15 protein-coding genes are annotated in these 16,342 nt (G+C 62.4%); 10 read left to right on the top strand and 5 right to left on the bottom strand.

What is annotated here, in order from left to right; genetic code table 11:
- The 10 genes from rlmH to HX792_RS24685 all read left to right on the top strand — a co-directional run bounded on the left by rlmH (position 1) and on the right by HX792_RS24685 (position 10,037).
- Positions 1-468, top strand: a complete 468-nt coding sequence (gene rlmH / locus HX792_RS24730; RefSeq protein ID WP_003176297.1) for a 23S rRNA (pseudouridine(1915)-N(3))-methyltransferase RlmH — start codon at positions 1-3, stop codon at positions 466-468.
- A 15-nt stretch (positions 469-483) separates the two neighbouring features.
- Positions 484-2,382, top strand: a complete 1,899-nt coding sequence (mrdA, locus tag HX792_RS24725; RefSeq protein ID WP_176998533.1) for a penicillin-binding protein 2 — start codon at positions 484-486, stop codon at positions 2,380-2,382.
- A 31-nt stretch (positions 2,383-2,413) separates the two neighbouring features.
- Positions 2,414-3,517: a rod shape-determining protein RodA gene (gene rodA, locus HX792_RS24720; protein ID WP_050442794.1), complete on the top strand. Its 1,104-nt coding sequence runs from the start codon at positions 2,414-2,416 to the stop codon at positions 3,515-3,517.
- 17 nt (positions 3,518-3,534) lie between these two features.
- Complete coding sequence (gene mltB, locus HX792_RS24715; protein ID WP_176998532.1) at positions 3,535-4,545, top strand: lytic murein transglycosylase B; 1,011 nt, start codon at positions 3,535-3,537, stop codon at positions 4,543-4,545.
- Entirely contained in the window at positions 4,545-5,543 is a 999-nt protein-coding gene (locus HX792_RS24710) for a septal ring lytic transglycosylase RlpA family protein (RefSeq protein ID WP_176998531.1), read from the top strand. Before mltB ends, HX792_RS24710 begins: the two co-directional genes overlap by 1 nt.
- Positions 5,544-5,727: 184 nt before the next feature.
- Positions 5,728-6,885, top strand: a complete 1,158-nt coding sequence (locus HX792_RS24705; protein WP_176998530.1) for a D-alanyl-D-alanine carboxypeptidase family protein — start codon at positions 5,728-5,730, stop codon at positions 6,883-6,885.
- Positions 6,886-6,969: 84 nt separating this feature from the next.
- Complete coding sequence (locus HX792_RS24700) at positions 6,970-7,251, top strand: DUF493 domain-containing protein (RefSeq protein WP_025858241.1); 282 nt, start codon at positions 6,970-6,972, stop codon at positions 7,249-7,251.
- Complete coding sequence (lipB, locus tag HX792_RS24695) at positions 7,251-7,898, top strand: lipoyl(octanoyl) transferase LipB (protein ID WP_176998529.1); 648 nt, start codon at positions 7,251-7,253, stop codon at positions 7,896-7,898. Before HX792_RS24700 ends, lipB begins: the two co-directional genes overlap by 1 nt.
- Before the next feature lie 26 nt (positions 7,899-7,924).
- A complete protein-coding gene (gene lipA, locus HX792_RS24690; RefSeq protein WP_176998559.1) occupies positions 7,925-8,926 on the top strand; it encodes a lipoyl synthase in 1,002 nt (333 codons plus the stop codon).
- A 181-nt stretch (positions 8,927-9,107) separates the two neighbouring features.
- Entirely contained in the window at positions 9,108-10,037 is a 930-nt protein-coding gene (locus HX792_RS24685) for an LD-carboxypeptidase (RefSeq protein WP_176998528.1), read from the top strand.
- A gap of 125 nt (positions 10,038-10,162) precedes the next feature.
- Here the strand turns inward: HX792_RS24685 and HX792_RS24680 are convergent, their stop codons facing one another.
- The 5 genes from HX792_RS24680 to leuS form a co-directional block, all read right to left on the bottom strand.
- Positions 10,163-11,488 (bottom strand): lytic murein transglycosylase, encoded by a 1,326-nt coding sequence (locus tag HX792_RS24680; RefSeq protein ID WP_176998527.1) that lies wholly within the window; start codon positions 11,486-11,488, stop codon positions 10,163-10,165.
- A 61-nt stretch (positions 11,489-11,549) separates the two neighbouring features.
- Positions 11,550-11,714 carry an alternative ribosome rescue factor ArfA gene (gene arfA / locus HX792_RS24675; protein ID WP_071489899.1) on the bottom strand — a complete coding sequence of 55 codons (165 nt, stop codon included), beginning with the start codon at positions 11,712-11,714 and terminating at the stop codon, positions 11,550-11,552.
- A gap of 214 nt (positions 11,715-11,928) precedes the next feature.
- On the bottom strand, positions 11,929-12,966 hold the full coding sequence (holA, locus tag HX792_RS24670; RefSeq protein WP_176998526.1) for a DNA polymerase III subunit delta: 1,038 nt from the start codon (positions 12,964-12,966) through the stop codon (positions 11,929-11,931).
- Between the two features lie 39 nt (positions 12,967-13,005).
- Entirely contained in the window at positions 13,006-13,611 is a 606-nt protein-coding gene (gene lptE, locus HX792_RS24665) for an LPS assembly lipoprotein LptE (RefSeq protein ID WP_176998525.1), read from the bottom strand.
- Between the two features lie 88 nt (positions 13,612-13,699).
- Positions 13,700-16,306 carry a leucine--tRNA ligase gene (gene leuS / locus HX792_RS24660; protein ID WP_176998524.1) on the bottom strand — a complete coding sequence of 869 codons (2,607 nt, stop codon included), beginning with the start codon at positions 16,304-16,306 and terminating at the stop codon, positions 13,700-13,702.
- Between the last annotated feature and the right edge of the window lie 36 nt (positions 16,307-16,342).

Here is a 16,342-nt window from a genome sequence, read left to right as displayed (position 1 = left end):
GTGCGCCTGCGTCTGATTGCTGTCGGTTCACGCATGCCCAAGTGGGTGGAAGAAGGCTGGCACGAGTACGCCAAGCGTCTGCCCGCTGAGCTGTCTCTTGAACTGGTAGAGATACCGCTCAACACCCGGGGCAAGAATGCCGATGTGGCGCGCTTTATCCGTCAGGAAGGCGAAGCCATGTTGGCCAAGGTCGGCCCCAACGAGCGCATCGTCACCCTAGAAGTGCACGGCAAACCCTGGAGCACCGAGCAGTTGGCGGTGGAACTGGACCGCTGGCGCCTGGACTCGCGCACGGTCAACTTCATGGTCGGCGGCCCCGAAGGGCTGGCGCCGGAAGTCTGTGCGCGGGCGGACCAGCGCTGGTCGCTGTCGGCGCTCACGCTGCCGCACCCGCTGGTACGCATCCTGATCGGTGAACAGCTGTATCGCGCCTGGACAGTTCTGTCCGGGCACCCTTATCACAAATAATCTGCGCCCCTCCCGATGACCCAGCCGATCCGCATCAAGGACCACGAGAAAGACGCACGTCTTGTACGCGCGCGCGTGGTGTTTGGCGCAATCCTGGTGGTGGCCTTATTGGGCGTGCTGATTGCGCGCCTGTATTTCCTGCAGGTGATCCAGTACGACTATCACTCCACGCTGTCGGAGAACAATCGGGTGCACGTGCAGCCGATTCCGCCGACGCGCGGGCTGATCTTCGACCGCAATGGCGTGGTGGTCGCGGACAACCGGCCCAGCTTCAGCCTGAGCATGACCCGCGAGCGATCCGGCGACTGGCAGCAGATCCTCGATGTGATCGTCGAGGTGCTGCAACTGACGCCGGAAGACCGGGTGATCTTCGAGAAGCGCATGAAACAGGGGCGCCGGCCGTTCGAGCCGGTGCCGATCCTGTTTGAGCTGACTGAAGAGCAGATCGCGCGCATCGCGGTGAACCAGTTCCGCCTGCCCGGTGTTGAGGTGGTGGCGCAGTTGGTGCGGCATTACCCGCAAGGGCCGCACTTTGCCCACTCCGTCGGCTACATGGGGCGGATCAACGAGAAAGAGCTGAAGACCCTCGACCCGGTCAACTACAGCGGCACCCACCATATCGGCAAGACCGGCATCGAGCGCTTCTACGAGCCCGAGCTGCACGGCCAGGTGGGTTACGAAGAAGTCGAGACCAACGCCCGTGGCCGCGTGCTGCGTGTGCTCAAGCGCACCGACCCGGTGCCGGGCAAGGACATCGTGCTGAGCCTGGACATCAAGCTGCAGGAAGCCGCGGAAATGGCCCTGGGTGGTCGGCGGGGTGCGGTAGTGGCGCTGGACCCGACCACGGGTGAAGTATTGGCCATGGTCAGCCAGCCGAGTTTCGACCCCAACCTGTTCGTGACCGGCATCAGCTTCAAGGCGTACGCCGAGCTGCGTGATTCCATCGACCGGCCGCTGTTCAACCGCGTACTGCGCGGCCTGTACCCGCCTGGCTCGACGATCAAGCCTGCGGTGGCGATTGCCGGCCTGGATGCGGGCGTGGTCACGGCGTCCAGTCGGGTGTTCGACCCGGGCTATTACATGCTGCCCAACTACGACCACAAATACCGTAACTGGAACCGCACCGGTGACGGCTATGTCGACCTGGACACCGCGATCATGCGCTCCAACGACACCTATTTTTACGACCTGGCCCACAAGCTGGGGATCGATCGCCTGTCTGCCTACATGGGCAAGTTCGGCCTCGGCCAGAAAGTCTCCCTGGACATGTTCGAAGAATCACCTGGCTTGATGCCGTCACGGGAATGGAAACGGGCGACCCGCCGCCAGGCGTGGTTCCCGGGTGAAACCCTGATCCTCGGGATCGGCCAGGGCTACATGCAGGCCACGCCGTTGCAACTGGCTCAGGCCACAGCGCTGGTGGCGAACAAGGGCATCTGGAACCGCCCGCACCTGGCCAAGACCATCGAAGGCGAGAAGCCGGTGGACGAGAACCCGATTGCCGACATCGTGCTGCGTGACCCGTCCGACTGGACCAAGGTCAACCACGGCATGCAGCAGGTGATGCACGGCGCCCGGGGCACCGCGCGCAAGGCGGCCGTCGGTGCGCAATACCGTATTGCCGGCAAGAGTGGTACGGCCCAGGTGGTCGCGATCAAGCAAGGCGAGAAATATGACCGCTCCAAGGTTCAGGAGCGCCACCGTGACCACGCCTTGTTTGTCGGCTTCGCGCCGGCCGACGATCCGAAGATCGTGGTGGCGGTGATGGTCGAGAACGGCGAGTCCGGCTCTGGCGTCGCGGCGCCTGTGGTGCGTCAAGTGATGGACGCCTGGCTGTTGGCCGACGACGGCAGGCTCAAACCCGAATATGGCGGCCCCCCTTCAAGCACCGAGGTTACGGCCCGTGAAGAGTAATTTTGACCGCATCCTCTCCAGCGAGGACGTGATGCGTCGCCGTGCGACGCTGCTGCAGCGCATGCACATTGATGGCCCGTTGCTGATCCTGCTGCTGACCCTGGCGGCCGGCAGCCTGTTCGTGCTGTATTCGGCCAGCGGCAAGAACTGGGACCTGCTGATCAAGCAAGCGTCGTCGTTCGGCCTGGGCCTGTTGTCGATGGTGGTGATCGCCCAGCTGGAGCCGCGTTTCATGGCGCGCTGGGTGCCGCTGGGCTACGTGGCCGGCGTGTTGCTGCTGGTGGTGGTGGACGTGATGGGCCACAACGCCATGGGTGCGACCCGCTGGATCAACATCCCGGGGGTGATTCGCTTCCAGCCGTCGGAATTCATGAAGATTTTAATGCCGGCGACTATCGCCTGGTACCTGTCCAAGCGCACCTTGCCGCCACAGCTCAAGCACGTGGGCATCAGCCTGATCCTGATCGGCGTGCCGTTCATTCTGATCGTGCGCCAGCCGGACCTCGGGACTTCTTTGCTGATCCTCGCGGGCGGCGCGTTCGTGCTGTTCATGGGCGGTTTGCGCTGGCGCTGGATCCTCAGCGTGCTGGCCGCCGCCGTGCCAGTGGCCGTGGCGATGTGGTTCTTCTTTATGCACGACTACCAGAAGCAACGGATCCTCACGTTCCTCGACCCGGAGAGCGACCCGCTGGGCACCGGCTGGAACATCATCCAGTCGAAGGCGGCGATCGGTTCCGGCGGCGTATTTGGTAAAGGCTGGCTGCTGGGTACCCAGTCGCACCTGGACTTCCTGCCGGAAAGCCACACCGACTTCATCATTGCGGTGATGGGCGAAGAGTTCGGCCTGGTGGGCATTTGCGCGTTGCTGTTGATTTATTTGCTACTGATCGGTCGCGGGCTGGTGATCACCGCCCAGGCGCAGACGCTGTTCGGCAAGTTGCTGGCGGGCAGCCTGACCATGACCTTTTTTGTTTATGTTTTCGTCAACATCGGTATGGTCAGTGGCCTGCTGCCGGTGGTTGGGGTGCCGTTGCCATTCATTAGCTACGGCGGAACTTCGCTGGTGACATTGCTGTCAGCGTTTGGGGTTTTGATGTCGATTCATACGCATCGCAAATGGATCGCACAGGTTTGAATAAGGTGAAGATGTCAATGCAAGTAATGCGCGGCTGGGCGACTCGGCATGCGTCCTGGATGGGCCTGATCGGGCTGCTGGGCGCGACGCAAGAGGCGCAGGCCGGTGACTACGACGGCTCACCTCAGGTCGCCGAATTTGTCGGTGAAATGACCCGCGACTACGGTTTTGCCGGTGAGCAGCTGATGGGCGTGTTCCGTGAAGCCCAGAAGAAGCAGGCGATTCTCGACGCCATCTCACGCCCCGCCGAGCGGGTCAAGCAGTGGAAAGAATACCGCCCGATGTTCCTCACCGACGCCCGTGTGGCGCGGGGTGTGGACTTCTGGCGCCAGCACGAAGCCGTGCTGGCCCGCGCCGAGCAGGAATACGGCGTGCCGGCCCAGGTCATCGTCGCCATCATCGGTATCGAAACCTTCTACGGGCGCAACACTGGCAGCTACCGGGTGATCGACGCCCTGTCGACCCTGGGCTTCGATTACCCGCCGCGTGCCGAGTTTTTCCGCAAGGAACTGCGTGAATTCCTGCTGCTGGCCCGCGAAGAACAGGTCGACCCGCTGACCCTCAAGGGTTCCTACGCCGGGGCGATGGGCTTGCCGCAGTTCATGCCGAGCAGCTTCCGTGCCTATGCCGTGGACTTTGACGGTGACGGCCACATCAATATCTGGAGCAACCCCGACGACGCCATTGGCAGCGTGGCCAGCTACTTCAAGCGCCATGGCTGGGTGGCCGGTGAACCGGTGGTGATTCGCGCCGAGGTGTCCGGGGAGCGCGCCGACGAAGGCCTGACCCAGGGCATCGAGCCGGCCAAGACGGTCGGGGAGTTGCGGGCGCTGGGCTGGTCGAGTCAGAATGCGCCACGCGATGACATGCCGGTGACGGCATTCCGCCTTGAAGGCGAAAACGGCCCGGAATACTGGATGGGCCTGAAGAATTTCTACGCAATCACGCGTTATAACCGCAGTGTGATGTACGCCATGGCCGTGCATCAGCTGTCAGACATGCTGGTCCAAGCACGGGGCAACAAGTAATGCGGGTATCGCCGATCAAACAACCGCTCAAGCTGGTGGCGTTCGCCGCGTTGTCCCTGCTGGTCGTCAGTTGCTCCACCAGCCGTGGTCCGGCGCAGAAGTCAGGCGGTACGGCCATCCGTTCCCAGCCGGGCCTGGACATCAACCGTGCGCACAAAGACGGCGCGCCGTGGTGGGACGTGGATGTCTCGAAGATCCCGGACGCCACGCCAACCCTGCACACCGGCGCCTACAAGGCCAACCCGTACACCGTGCTGGGCAAGACCTATTTCCCGCTGCAAGACTCCAAGACCTATGTCCAGTCGGGCACGGCGTCCTGGTATGGCACCAAGTTCCATGGCCAGAACACCGCCAACGGCGAAGTGTATGACCTGTACGGCATGAGCGCGGCCCACAAGACCCTGCCACTGCCCAGCTATGTACGGGTGACCAACCTGGACAACAACCGCACGGTGATCCTGCGGGTCAACGACCGTGGGCCGTTCTATTCGGACCGCATCATTGACTTGTCCTACGCGGCCGCGAAGAAACTCGGTTACGCCGAAACCGGCACGGCGCGCGTGAAAGTCGAAGGTATCGACCCGGCGCAGTACTGGGCCCAGCGTGGCAAGCCGGCGCCGTTGATGCTCAACGAGCCGCAAACCCCGCAACCGCAAGTGACGGCGTCGGCGGGCAAGATCGAACAGTGGACCCCACCACCGGCGCAGCACGCGCCGGATACGGTGGTCGTGCCCCAGGCAGCGCCGGGCGCCTCCATGGCCGGTGGGCAATACCTGCAGGTCGGCGCTTTCGCCAACCCGGACGCGGCAGAACTGTTAAGGTCCAAGCTCAGCGGCATGGTCAATGCGCCGGTGTTCATCAGTTCCATCGTGCGTAACCAGCAGACCTTGCACCGCGTGCGCATGGGCCCGATCGGCTCGCCAAGCGAGGTTGCACAAGTGCAGAACAGCGTGCGCCTGGCCAACCTGGGGCAACCCAGTGTGGTCACCGCAGAATAAGCAGTAGACGGATTGATGGCTCGGGCGCGCATGCGGGCCCGGACCTTGGTTGTTGGCTCGTTGAACAATAAAAACCCAGGGGCAAGGGGTGAGCGGGCAACCGAACACGTGACAGTCTGGAAGCGGGCTGTCTGAATAGTTTTGCCCGCGAGGGCAAGTTTCCATAAGCAATTTCGAGAGACGGATGAACATCACCACCTTAGCCAAACGCACGTGCCTGCTTCTTTCGCTGATCATCACCCCGGCCGCCTGGGCGGTTGAAATGGTGCCGGCTTCCCCGCAACTGGCCGCCAAGGCCTGGGTCCTCATGGATGCCGCCAGCGGCAACGTGCTGGTCGAGAACAACGGTGACCAGCGCCTGCCCCCTGCCAGCCTGACCAAACTGATGACGGCCTACATCGCGACCCTGGAAATCCGTCGCGGTCAGATCGGCGAGAACGACCCGGTCACCGTCAGCGAAAACGCCTGGCGCACCGGCGGTTCGCGGATGTTCATCAAGGTAGGTTCGCAGGTGACGGTGAGTGACCTGCTGCACGGCATCATCATTCAGTCGGGTAACGACGCCAGCGTGGCTCTGTCCGAGCACATCGCCGGCAGTGAAGACGCGTTCGCCGACATGATGAACAAAACCGTGGCCGACCTGGGCATGACCAACAGCCACTTCATGAACCCGACCGGCCTGCCGAACCCGGAGCACTACTCGTCGGCTCACGACATGGCGATCCTGGCCCGCGCGATCATCCGTGTCGACCCGGTGCACTACGCCATCTACTCCCAGAAGGAGTTCTTCTGGAACAACATCAAGCAGCCTAACCGCAACCTGTTGCTGTGGCGTGACAAGACCGTCGACGGTCTGAAAACCGGCCACACCGAAGAAGCCGGCTACTGCATGGTGTCGTCCGCTGTACGTGATGGCCAGCGCCTGATTGCCGTGGTCTTCGGCACCAACAGCGAGCAGGCCCGTGCGGCCGAAACGCAAAAACTGCTGACCTACGGTTTCCGTTTCTTCGAAACCCAGACCTTCTACCAGAAGGGCACCGAGCTGGCGCAGGCACCGGTATGGAAGGGCGCAACCCACCAGGTCAAAGCCGGCCTGGCGGAAGACCTGACCCTGACCATGCCTAAAGGCCAGCTGAAAAAGCTCGCTGCCAGCATGACCATGAACCCGCAGCTGGTTGCGCCAATCGCCAAGGGCGACGTGATCGGCAAGGTTGAAGTCAAACTGGACGACAAAGTGGTGCACAGCGCCGACCTGATCGCCCTGGACGCTGTCGACGAAGGTGGTATCTTCCGCCGCGTGTGGGATAGCATCCGTCTATTCTTCTACAGCTTGTTCAACTGATAGTGTGCACCTGCAAAGCCCCGTGTTGATCCGACACGGGGCTTTGCCCGTCGCCACGGCTTACGCTTACGAGGCCGTTACGCCATGACCGATAAAGAAGTAGAAGTAAAGGCGCCGAAGATCGAATTCCCAGTGACGGATTATCCCGTCAAGGTGATCAGCGATACCGGCGTGGGCCGCAAGGACAAGATTCTCGAGATCGTGCGCAAATACGCGACGATCAACGACAACCGCGTGGACGAGCGTCAAAGCTCCACCGGCAAATACACCACGATCCAGTTGCACATCGTTGCGACGGATCAGGACCAGCTCTACAACATCAACAGCGAACTGCGGGCCACTGGCTTCGTGCACATGGTGTTGTGATGTCTCATGTCCTGGGCTTTCGCGAGCTCGGCCGGATGGACTACGAGCCCGTCTGGCACGCCATGCAACGGTTCACCAACGAGCGCGGCACCTCGGCTCCCGATGAGATCTGGCTGGTGGAACACCCGCCGGTGTTCACCCAGGGCCAGGCCGGCAAGGCCGAACACCTGCTGCTGCCGGGAGATATTCCGGTGGTGCAGGTCGACCGAGGTGGCCAAGTGACTTACCATGGGCCCGGCCAACTGGTGGCGTACCTGCTGCTGGATGTGCGCAAGCTGGGGTTTGGCGTGCGTGACCTGGTCACCCGCATGGAGGCCTGCCTGATCGAGCTGCTGGCCAGCTACGGCGTGACCGCTGCGGCCAAGCCCGATGCCCCGGGTGTGTATGTGGACGGCGCGAAAATCGCCTCCCTGGGGCTGCGTATCCGCCACGGTTGTTCCTTTCACGGCCTGGCCCTGAACGTGGACATGGACCTGGCGCCGTTCCGGCGGATCAACCCGTGCGGCTATGCCGGACTGGCCATGACCCAACTGAGCGAGCACGCCACACCGATTAAATTTGCCGAGGTTAGTGCCCGGCTGCGTGCGCAGCTCGTCAAACACCTCGACTATGCTGAGCAGACGACCCTTACGGGCGGAATCGACTGATTATGACTACTGATGCAGTGCAAACCATGATCCCGACGGTGGACGTTACAGACCGTCCGGCCCCGGCCCCGCGTGCCAAGGTGGAAGCCGGCGTCAAGCTGCGCGGCGCCGAGAAGGTTGCACGCATCCCGGTGAAGATCATTCCGACCACCGAACTGCCGAAGAAGCCCGACTGGATCCGCGTGCGCATCCCGGTTTCGCCGGAAGTCGACCGTATCAAGGCCCTGCTGCGTAAGCACAAGCTGCACAGCGTGTGCGAAGAAGCGTCCTGCCCGAACCTGGGCGAGTGCTTCTCCGGCGGCACCGCCACCTTCATGATCATGGGTGACATCTGCACCCGTCGTTGCCCGTTCTGCGACGTCGGCCACGGCCGTCCGAAGCCACTGGACGTCAACGAGCCGGAAAGCCTGGCCATCGCCATCGCCGACCTGCGTCTCAAGTACGTGGTGATCACCTCGGTAGACCGCGACGACCTGCGTGACGGCGGTGCCCAGCACTTTGCCGACTGCATCCGCGAGATCCGCAAGCTGTCGCCGAACGTGATGCTCGAAACCCTGGTGCCGGACTACCGTGGCCGTATGGACGTGGCGCTGGAAATCACCGCCGCCGAGCCGCCGGATGTGTTCAACCACAACCTGGAAACCGTGCCACGCCTGTACAAGGCTGCGCGCCCGGGTTCGGACTACCAGTGGTCGTTGACCCTGCTGCAGAAGTTCAAGCAGATGATGCCTCACGTTCCAACCAAGTCCGGCTTGATGCTGGGCCTGGGCGAGACCGACGAGGAAGTCATCGAAGTCATGAAGCGCATGCGCGAACACGACATCGACATGCTGACCCTGGGCCAGTACCTGCAGCCGTCCCGCAGTCACTTGCCGGTGCAGCGTTTCGTGCACCCGGACACCTTCGCCTGGTTCGCCGAGGAAGGTTACAAGATGGGCTTCAAGAACGTGGCCTCGGGCCCGCTGGTGCGCTCCTCTTACCACGCTGACGAGCAGGCCAAGCTGGTCAAGGCGAGCCTGGTTTCTTAATACAGACTTGGGTATCACCGCTGATCCAATGTGGGAGCGGGCTTCTGTGGGAGCTGGCTTGCCTGCGATAGCACCACCTCGGTGCACCAGATACACCGAGGTGCCGGCATCGCAGGCAAGCCAGCTCCCACACAAGCCAGCTCCCACAGTTCGTTTTGCGACATAACCAGGGAGAACATGGATGACCACTCAACTCGCGGCCGCCGTACCCGCGTTGCGCTCTGAAGGCACCATCGCCCTGATCGCCCCCGCTGGCCCCACCGCACTGGACGTCGACAAAGCCAACCAATGGATGCGTTCCCGTGGCTACGCGCTGCGCATCTTCCCGGGTGTCCATGAAAGCGACGGCTACCTCGCCGGCAGCGATGACGTCCGCCTGCGTGACCTGCACGCCGCCTTCGCCGACCCCGATATCGATGCGATCTTCTGCCTGCGCGGCGGCTACGGCACGCCACGCCTGCTGGATCGCCTGGACTTCGACCTGTTGCGCGCCAATCCCAAGCCTTTCGTGGGGTACAGCGATCTCACCGCCGTGCACCTGGCCATCAGCCGCTACGCAGGCTTTGTGACGTTCCACGGGCCGATGTTCAAAGTCGACCTGTTGGGCGATAAGCAACAACCGACCGAGTCATCACTGTTCAGCCTGCTGCGCGGCCAATTGGGCGCTGGCAGTGAGCTGGCGCACCCGGTGGCCTACCCGTTGACCACTGTCGAGCCTGGCATCGCCTGTGGGCGCTTGCTGGGGGGCAACCTGTCGATGATCGCGGCAGTCATGGGCACCGCCTTTGAGATCGATGCAGAGGGCATCATCCTGCTGATCGAAGACGTCAACGAGCCGATCTATCGGATCGACCGGCTGCTCACTCACTTACGGTTGGCGGGCAAGCTGGATCAGGTGGCGGGTGTACTGGTGGGGGATGTGGCGGGAGTAGACAGTGCCGCGCTGGAGCGACTGCTCAAGCAGACCTTTGGGCCGTTGCGCATTCCAGTGCTGGCCGGCTGGCGCAGTGGGCATTGTGATCCGAACCTGACCTTGCCGATGGGCGCTTTGGTGCGCCTGGATGCGGGGGAGCAGCGGTTGGTGTTGGAGCAGGATGTGGTCTTTAAATAATTGTTGCCTGTGATGGCCTCTTCGCGAGCAAGCCCGCTCCCACATTCGACCGCATTCCAAAGGATGTTCACGGTTAAATGTGGGAGCGGGCTTGCTCGCGAAGACGGTAGTCGCCATAAGCGTTTCTACCGGTTCTGCAGCGATTCCAGCAGCTTCACCGTCGGATACCCATCCGCCGGCCAACCCAGCGCTTGCTGCGCCGCACGAATCGCCTTGCGCGTATTCGCACCGATAATCCCGTCCGGGTTGCCGGCGTCATAGCCTTTCGCACTCAGCGCTGTTTGCAGGTCGATACGCTGGGAGCGACTCAGCGGCAATTCATCCTTCGGCCAATCCCCACGAATCACACCGCCACCACCAAACCGTTCCGACAACAGCCCAACCGCCAGGGCGTAGGACGACGAGTTGTTGTACTTGAGGATCGCGCGGAAGTTATCCAGCACCAGGAACGCCGGCCCACGGTAGCCCGCCGGCAGCAGCAGTGCAGCAGAGAGCTGGCTGACGTTCGGCGGCAGGCTCGCGCCAGGCGGCAATTGAATGCCCAGGCTCAGCCACTCGGCGACGGTCTTGCGCACGCCGCCATCGGCTAATGCGTAGTCGAAATTCGACGGCAGTTGCTTGACCTCGAAACCCCACGGCTGGCCCTTCTGCCAGCCGGAGCTTTGCAGGTAGTGCGCGGTGGAGGCGAGGGCGTCGGCCGGGCTGTTCCAGATATCGCGGCGACCGTCGCCATCGAAGTCCACGGCGTGAGTGTTATAGGTGGTCGGGATAAATTGGGTCTGGCCCATGGCGCCGGCCCAGGAGCCTTTCATCTGGTCGGCCTGGATGTCGCCGTGCTGGATGATCTGCAGCGCTGCCAGCAACTGAGCCTGGGCGAATGCCGGGCGCCGGCCTTCGTAGGCCAGGGTCGCCAGGGAGCGGATCACTGAGTTGTTGCCCTGGAACTGGCCGAAGTTGCTTTCCATGCCCCACACCGACACCAGTGCCTGGCGATCGACGCCGTAACGCTGTTCGATGCTTTGCAGGATGTCGGCGTATTTGATCAGCAGGGCCTGGCCATTGCGCACGCGTACCGGCGACAGGGCGCCGTCGAGGTATTCCCACACCGGGCGAGAAAACTCGGGTTGGCTGCGGTCGGCGCGAATCACCGCCATGTCGGGTGTGACACCGGCGAAGGCGTTATCGAAGACGGCAGGTGTGATGCCAGCCTTCAGGGCTTCAACGCGAAAGCCCGCCTGCCATTCGGCAAAGGTCTGGGTCGGTTGGATGTCGAGATTGTCCACGGCTACGGGAGGCACGACAGCGGGGGCAACAGCCGGTGCGGTCTGGAGCTTGGGCAGGGGTTGAGCGTCGGCGGCGGTGGGTTTTTCCGCGCAGGCGACGAGCAGAATAAGGCTGGAGGCAGCGATCAATTGGCGAAGGTGCCAACGACGGGAAAGACTAGAGGGCATGCACAGGTCCAGGGATTACAAATCAGGTGCAGACCTTATCATGCCGGAGGGGCGCTTGCCTTCAGGCAGCCAGAAAGTAAGAAGCCTCCCAGCTTTTAGACTGGAAGGCTTCGCGGCGGTAGCTGCCTTTGCCCTTGCCGGCGCGTTCCTGACGGCTGCGGAACAGTGGCTGGGCGATGATGGATTTGGCCTTGTTCGGGCCATGCTTGGATGGCTTTTTGCTCATGGTCGGTACTCTCTGGGTGGGGTGGAGCGGTGCAAATCATCTGCCGAAGTTGGGCGGCTGTAAAGGCTGGCACCTCTCAGAAATTGTAAATGCGCTCAAAATGTGGGAGCTGGCTTGCCTGCGATAGCGGTGGGCCAGCTTGCATCTCTGCGACTGATACACCGCTATCGCAGGCAAGCCAGCTCCCACAGGGGAATGCAGTGTCTGGGAGACATTATTCGGCGGGGAGTGCCAGACGCTGGCCGGCCATCAGCAGCGACAACCGGCTCAGGCTCATCCATGGAGAACCCGCCGCCTGCCCCTTGATCTGCGCATCGATGCGCTGCGCCTCCAGCAATAGCTGCGCCCAGCGTTGCGCCGAGTGCCGTTGCAGCGCTTTGCTCATCAGGGGTTTGCGTTTGTCCCAGACAGGCGGCTTGGCCTGGCTGAACGCCTTGTCCAGCGGCGTGCCCTGGCTGTATTGCAGGGAAATGTTGGCCAGCACCCGCAGCTCCCGGGCCAGGGCCCAGAGAATCACCGGTGGCTCCACGCCTTCGCCGCGCAGGCCTTCGAGCATGCGCAGGGCGTGGGCCGGTTCGCCGTTGAGGATCGCATCCACCAGCCCGAACACGTCAAAGCGCGCACTGTCGGCCACCGCGCCTTGCACGGTTTCGACCGTGATCTGGCCGTCTTCGGCCATCAGCTTGAGCTTTTCGATCTCCTGGGCGGCAGCGAGCAGGTTGCCTTCGACCCGGGCGGCGATCAGTTCCACCGCATCTTGTGTCGCCGACAGTCCCGATTGGGACAGGCGTTGGCGGATCCACTGCGGCAGTTGGTTGCTGTCCACCGGCCAGATCTGGATGAACTGGGTTTGCGCGCCCTCCACCAGGGCCTTGCCCCATTTGGTTTTCTGCGCACTGCCGTCGAGCTTGGGCAGGCTGATCAACAGCACCGTATCGTCGGCGGGGCGTGCGCAGTATTCCATCAGGGCCGCCGCGCCCTTGTCGCCGGGCTTGCCGGACGGCAGGCGCAGTTCCAGCAGGCGTTTTTCGGCAAACAACGACATGCTCGCACCGGCTTGCAGCAGCGTCCCCCAGTCGAAACTGGCGTCGGCGCTGAACACCTGGCGTTCATCGAAACCTTGCTTGCGCGCAGCGCTGCGAATGGCGTCGGCGGCTTCCTGGCACAGCAGTGGGTCATCGCCACTGACGATGTACACAGGCGCGAGGCCACCTTGCAGGTGTTTAGCGAGTTGGGCGGGAGCGAGTTTCATAGGCGGGTCGAACGGGGCGCCTGGGGCGCCCCGTCGGGCTTACTCGACAGGAACTTCAACAGGTGACTGTTTCGGCGTGTTGTCTTCGTACTCTTGTGCCGCTTTCAGCGCGTCAGCATCGGCCTTGGCCTTGTTGTCGGCGGTTTGCTGCAGGGCATCGAGCTGTTGCGGGGTGAACAACGACAGGCGCAGGACCATGCGTTGCACCAGTTCACGGCGCATTTCCTTGCGGACCTGGATCACTTCCGAATCCGAGCCCACGAGGTTGTTGCCGTCATGGGTGACGATTTTCTGTACCTGGATCTTGTCCGCCATCAGCGGCAGATGATCACGGCCCTGGATCTGGAAGAACAGTTCGGTGCTCAGTTCGACATCCGAAGAGCGGCCGGCACTGGCGTAGCTCAGGTTGCGCTGGGTTTCTTTTTCATCGGCCAGGAACAGCTTGTAAGGCGCGCCGTTATAAACGTGCACACCGCTGTTTTCCAGGACCTGACGCAACTGAACCACGGTGGTGCCGTAGGAGTCGCGGGCGCTGACGTCCAGCTCCTTGATCGTCAGATCGTCGGTGCCGGTGCCGCGCAGCTGGAAGCCGCAAGCGCTCAGAAGAACGGCGAGGCCCATCACCAGCAAATTGCGTTTGATCATTTTGTTGCTCCCCTTGAAACCATGTGGGCCTTATCGAGGCCCTAAAGGTTTAGTTCGGCGCAGGGCTCAGGCCCAGCGCCCGATCCGATTAGCTAGCGACGATATTGACCAGCTTGCCAGGCACTACGATCACTTTGCGGATCGTCAGGCCTTCGGTAAAGCGCAGCACGTTTTCGTTGATGCGGGCGGCCGCCTCAACGTCTTCGCGGCTGGCGCTGGCCGGCATGTCGATCTGGCCGCGCAGTTTACCGTTGACCTGAATGACCAGTTGCAGGGTGTCCTGAACCAGGGCGCTGTCGTCCTGTACCGGCCAGCGTGCGTCGATGACGGCGTCGCTGTGGCCCAGGCGGTTCCACAGGTCGTGGCTGATGTGCGGCGTGATCGGTGCCAGCAGCAGGGTGACCGTTTCCAGGCCTTCCTGCACCAGCGCACGGTCCTGTTCGGTGGCTTGCGGTGCTTTTTCCAGCACGTTCATCAGGGTCATCACCTGGGCGATGGCGGTGTTGAACTTGTGGTTCTGGCCCACGTCCTGGCTGGCTTGCTTGATGGCCAGGTGAGTGCTGCGGCGAATGACTTTCTGCTCGTCGCTCAAGGCGGCCACGTCCAGCTTGCCCGGCAAGCCTTGGCTGATGTGGGCGTGCGCCAGGCGCCAGACGCGCTTGAGGAAGCGGTGCGAGCCTTCGACGCCGGAGTCGGACCATTCGGCGCTCATGTCAGGCGGCGAGGCGAACATCATGAACAGGCGGCAGGTGTCGGCACCGAACTGGTCGATCATCGACTGCGGGTCAACACCGTTGTTCTTCGACTTGGCCATCTTCTCGGTGCCACCGATCTCTACCGGCAGGCCGTCGGCGATCAGCTTGGCGCTGATGACCTTGGCTTTGCTGTCGCGCTCAAGCTCGACGTCGGCCGGGTTGTACCAGGTGTAGGCACCGTTGGCTTCGCGGCGATAGTAAGTCTCGGCGACCACCATGCCCTGGGTCAGCAGGTTCTTGAACGGCTCATCGGAACTCACCAGGCCTTCGTCGCGCATCAGCTTGTGGAAGAAGCGCGCGTACAGCAGGTGAAGAATGGCGTGTTCGATCCCGCCGATGTACTGATCGACCGGCAACCAGTGGTCGGCCGCGGATTTCTCCACCAGGCCGCCTTCATAGTGCGGCGAGGCGTAGCGGGCGTAGTACCACGACGACTCGACGAAGGTGTCCATGGTGTCGGTTTCACGCTTGGCAGGCTGACCGCATTTGGGGCAGCTGCACTCGTAGAACTCGGGCATGCGCGCCAGTGGCGAGCCTGCGCCGTCCGGCACCACGTCTTCCGGCAGGACGACCGGCAGTTGGTCTTCGGGGACTGGCACGTCGCCACAGCTTTCGCAGTGGATGATCGGGATCGGGCAGCCCCAGTAGCGCTGGCGGCTGATGCCCCAGTCGCGCAGGCGGAACTGGGTGCGCGAGGCGCCCAGGTTCTTCTTGATCAGTGCCACTTCCATGGCGTCGAAGGCGCCCTGGAAATCCAGGCCATCGAACTCGCCGGAATTGATCAGGGTGCCGTGCTCACCGTAGGCGTCTTGCCACGGCGCTGGGTTGGTGTCGCCGGAACTGGTGCGCACCACGGATTTGATCGGCAGGTTGTACTTGGTGGCGAATTCGAAATCGCGCTCGTCGTGGGCCGGCACTGCCATTACGGCGCCATCGCCGTAGTGCATCAGCACGTAGTTGGCGACCCATACCGGCAGCTTCTCGCCGGTCAGTGGGTGCTCGACGAACAGGCCGGTTGGCAGGCCTTTTTTCTCCTGGGTGGCGACGTCGGCTTCGGCCACGCTGCCGCCTTTGCATTCGGCGATGAATGCTTGCAGCTCAGGGTTGTTCTGCGCGGCCTGGGTGGCCAGCGGGTGTTCGGCGGCCACGGCGACGTAGGTCGCGCCCATCAGGGTATCGGGGCGGGTGGTGAATACTTTGAGTGCGCCCGCTTCGCCGATCGAGTCGACGTTGTACGGGAACTGCACTTCCATGCCCTTGGATTTGCCGATCCAGTTGCGCTGCATGGTCTTGACCTGTTCAGGCCAGCCCGGCAGGTCGTCGAGGCTCGACAAGAGTTCATCCGCGTAGGCGGTGATCTTGAAGTAGTACATCGGGATTTCGCGCTTTTCGATCAGCGCGCCGGAACGCCAGCCGCGACCGTCGATCACTTGCTCGTTGGCCAGTACGGTCTGGTCCAGTGGGTCCCAGTTCACGGTGCCGCTTTTCTTGTAGATCACACCTTTTTCGAACAGGCGGGTGAACAGCCATTGTTCCCAGCGGTAGTAATCCGGCTTGCAGGTGGTCACTTCGCGGGACCAGTCCACCGCCAGGCCCAGGCTGCGCAGCTGGGTCTTCATGTAGGCGATGTTTTCGTAGGTCCACTTGGCGGGGGCCACATTGTTTTTCATCGCGGCGTTTTCCGCGGGCATGCCGAAGGCGTCCCAACCCATGGGTTGCAGGACGTTCTTGCCTTGCATGCGCTGGTAGCGGGAAATCACGTCACCGATGGTGTAGTTGCGCACGTGCCCCATGTGTAGCTTGCCGCTGGGGTAAGGGAACATCGATAGGCAGTAGTAAGTCTCCTTGCCTGGCTGTTCACTGACTTCAAAGGACTTTTGCTCGTCCCAGAAGGTTTGGGCGGCATTTTCTATTTCACGGGGCTGATATTGTTCGTGCATGGCTACTTTTGAACTGAATAGGGGTGGCCTAATCCT

Source organism: Pseudomonas sp. B6002 (assembly GCF_013385985.1).
In the GTDB taxonomy this organism is placed as follows: Bacteria; Pseudomonadota; Gammaproteobacteria; order Pseudomonadales; family Pseudomonadaceae; genus Aquipseudomonas.
This window is presented reverse-complemented; position numbering and strand designations above follow the sequence as displayed.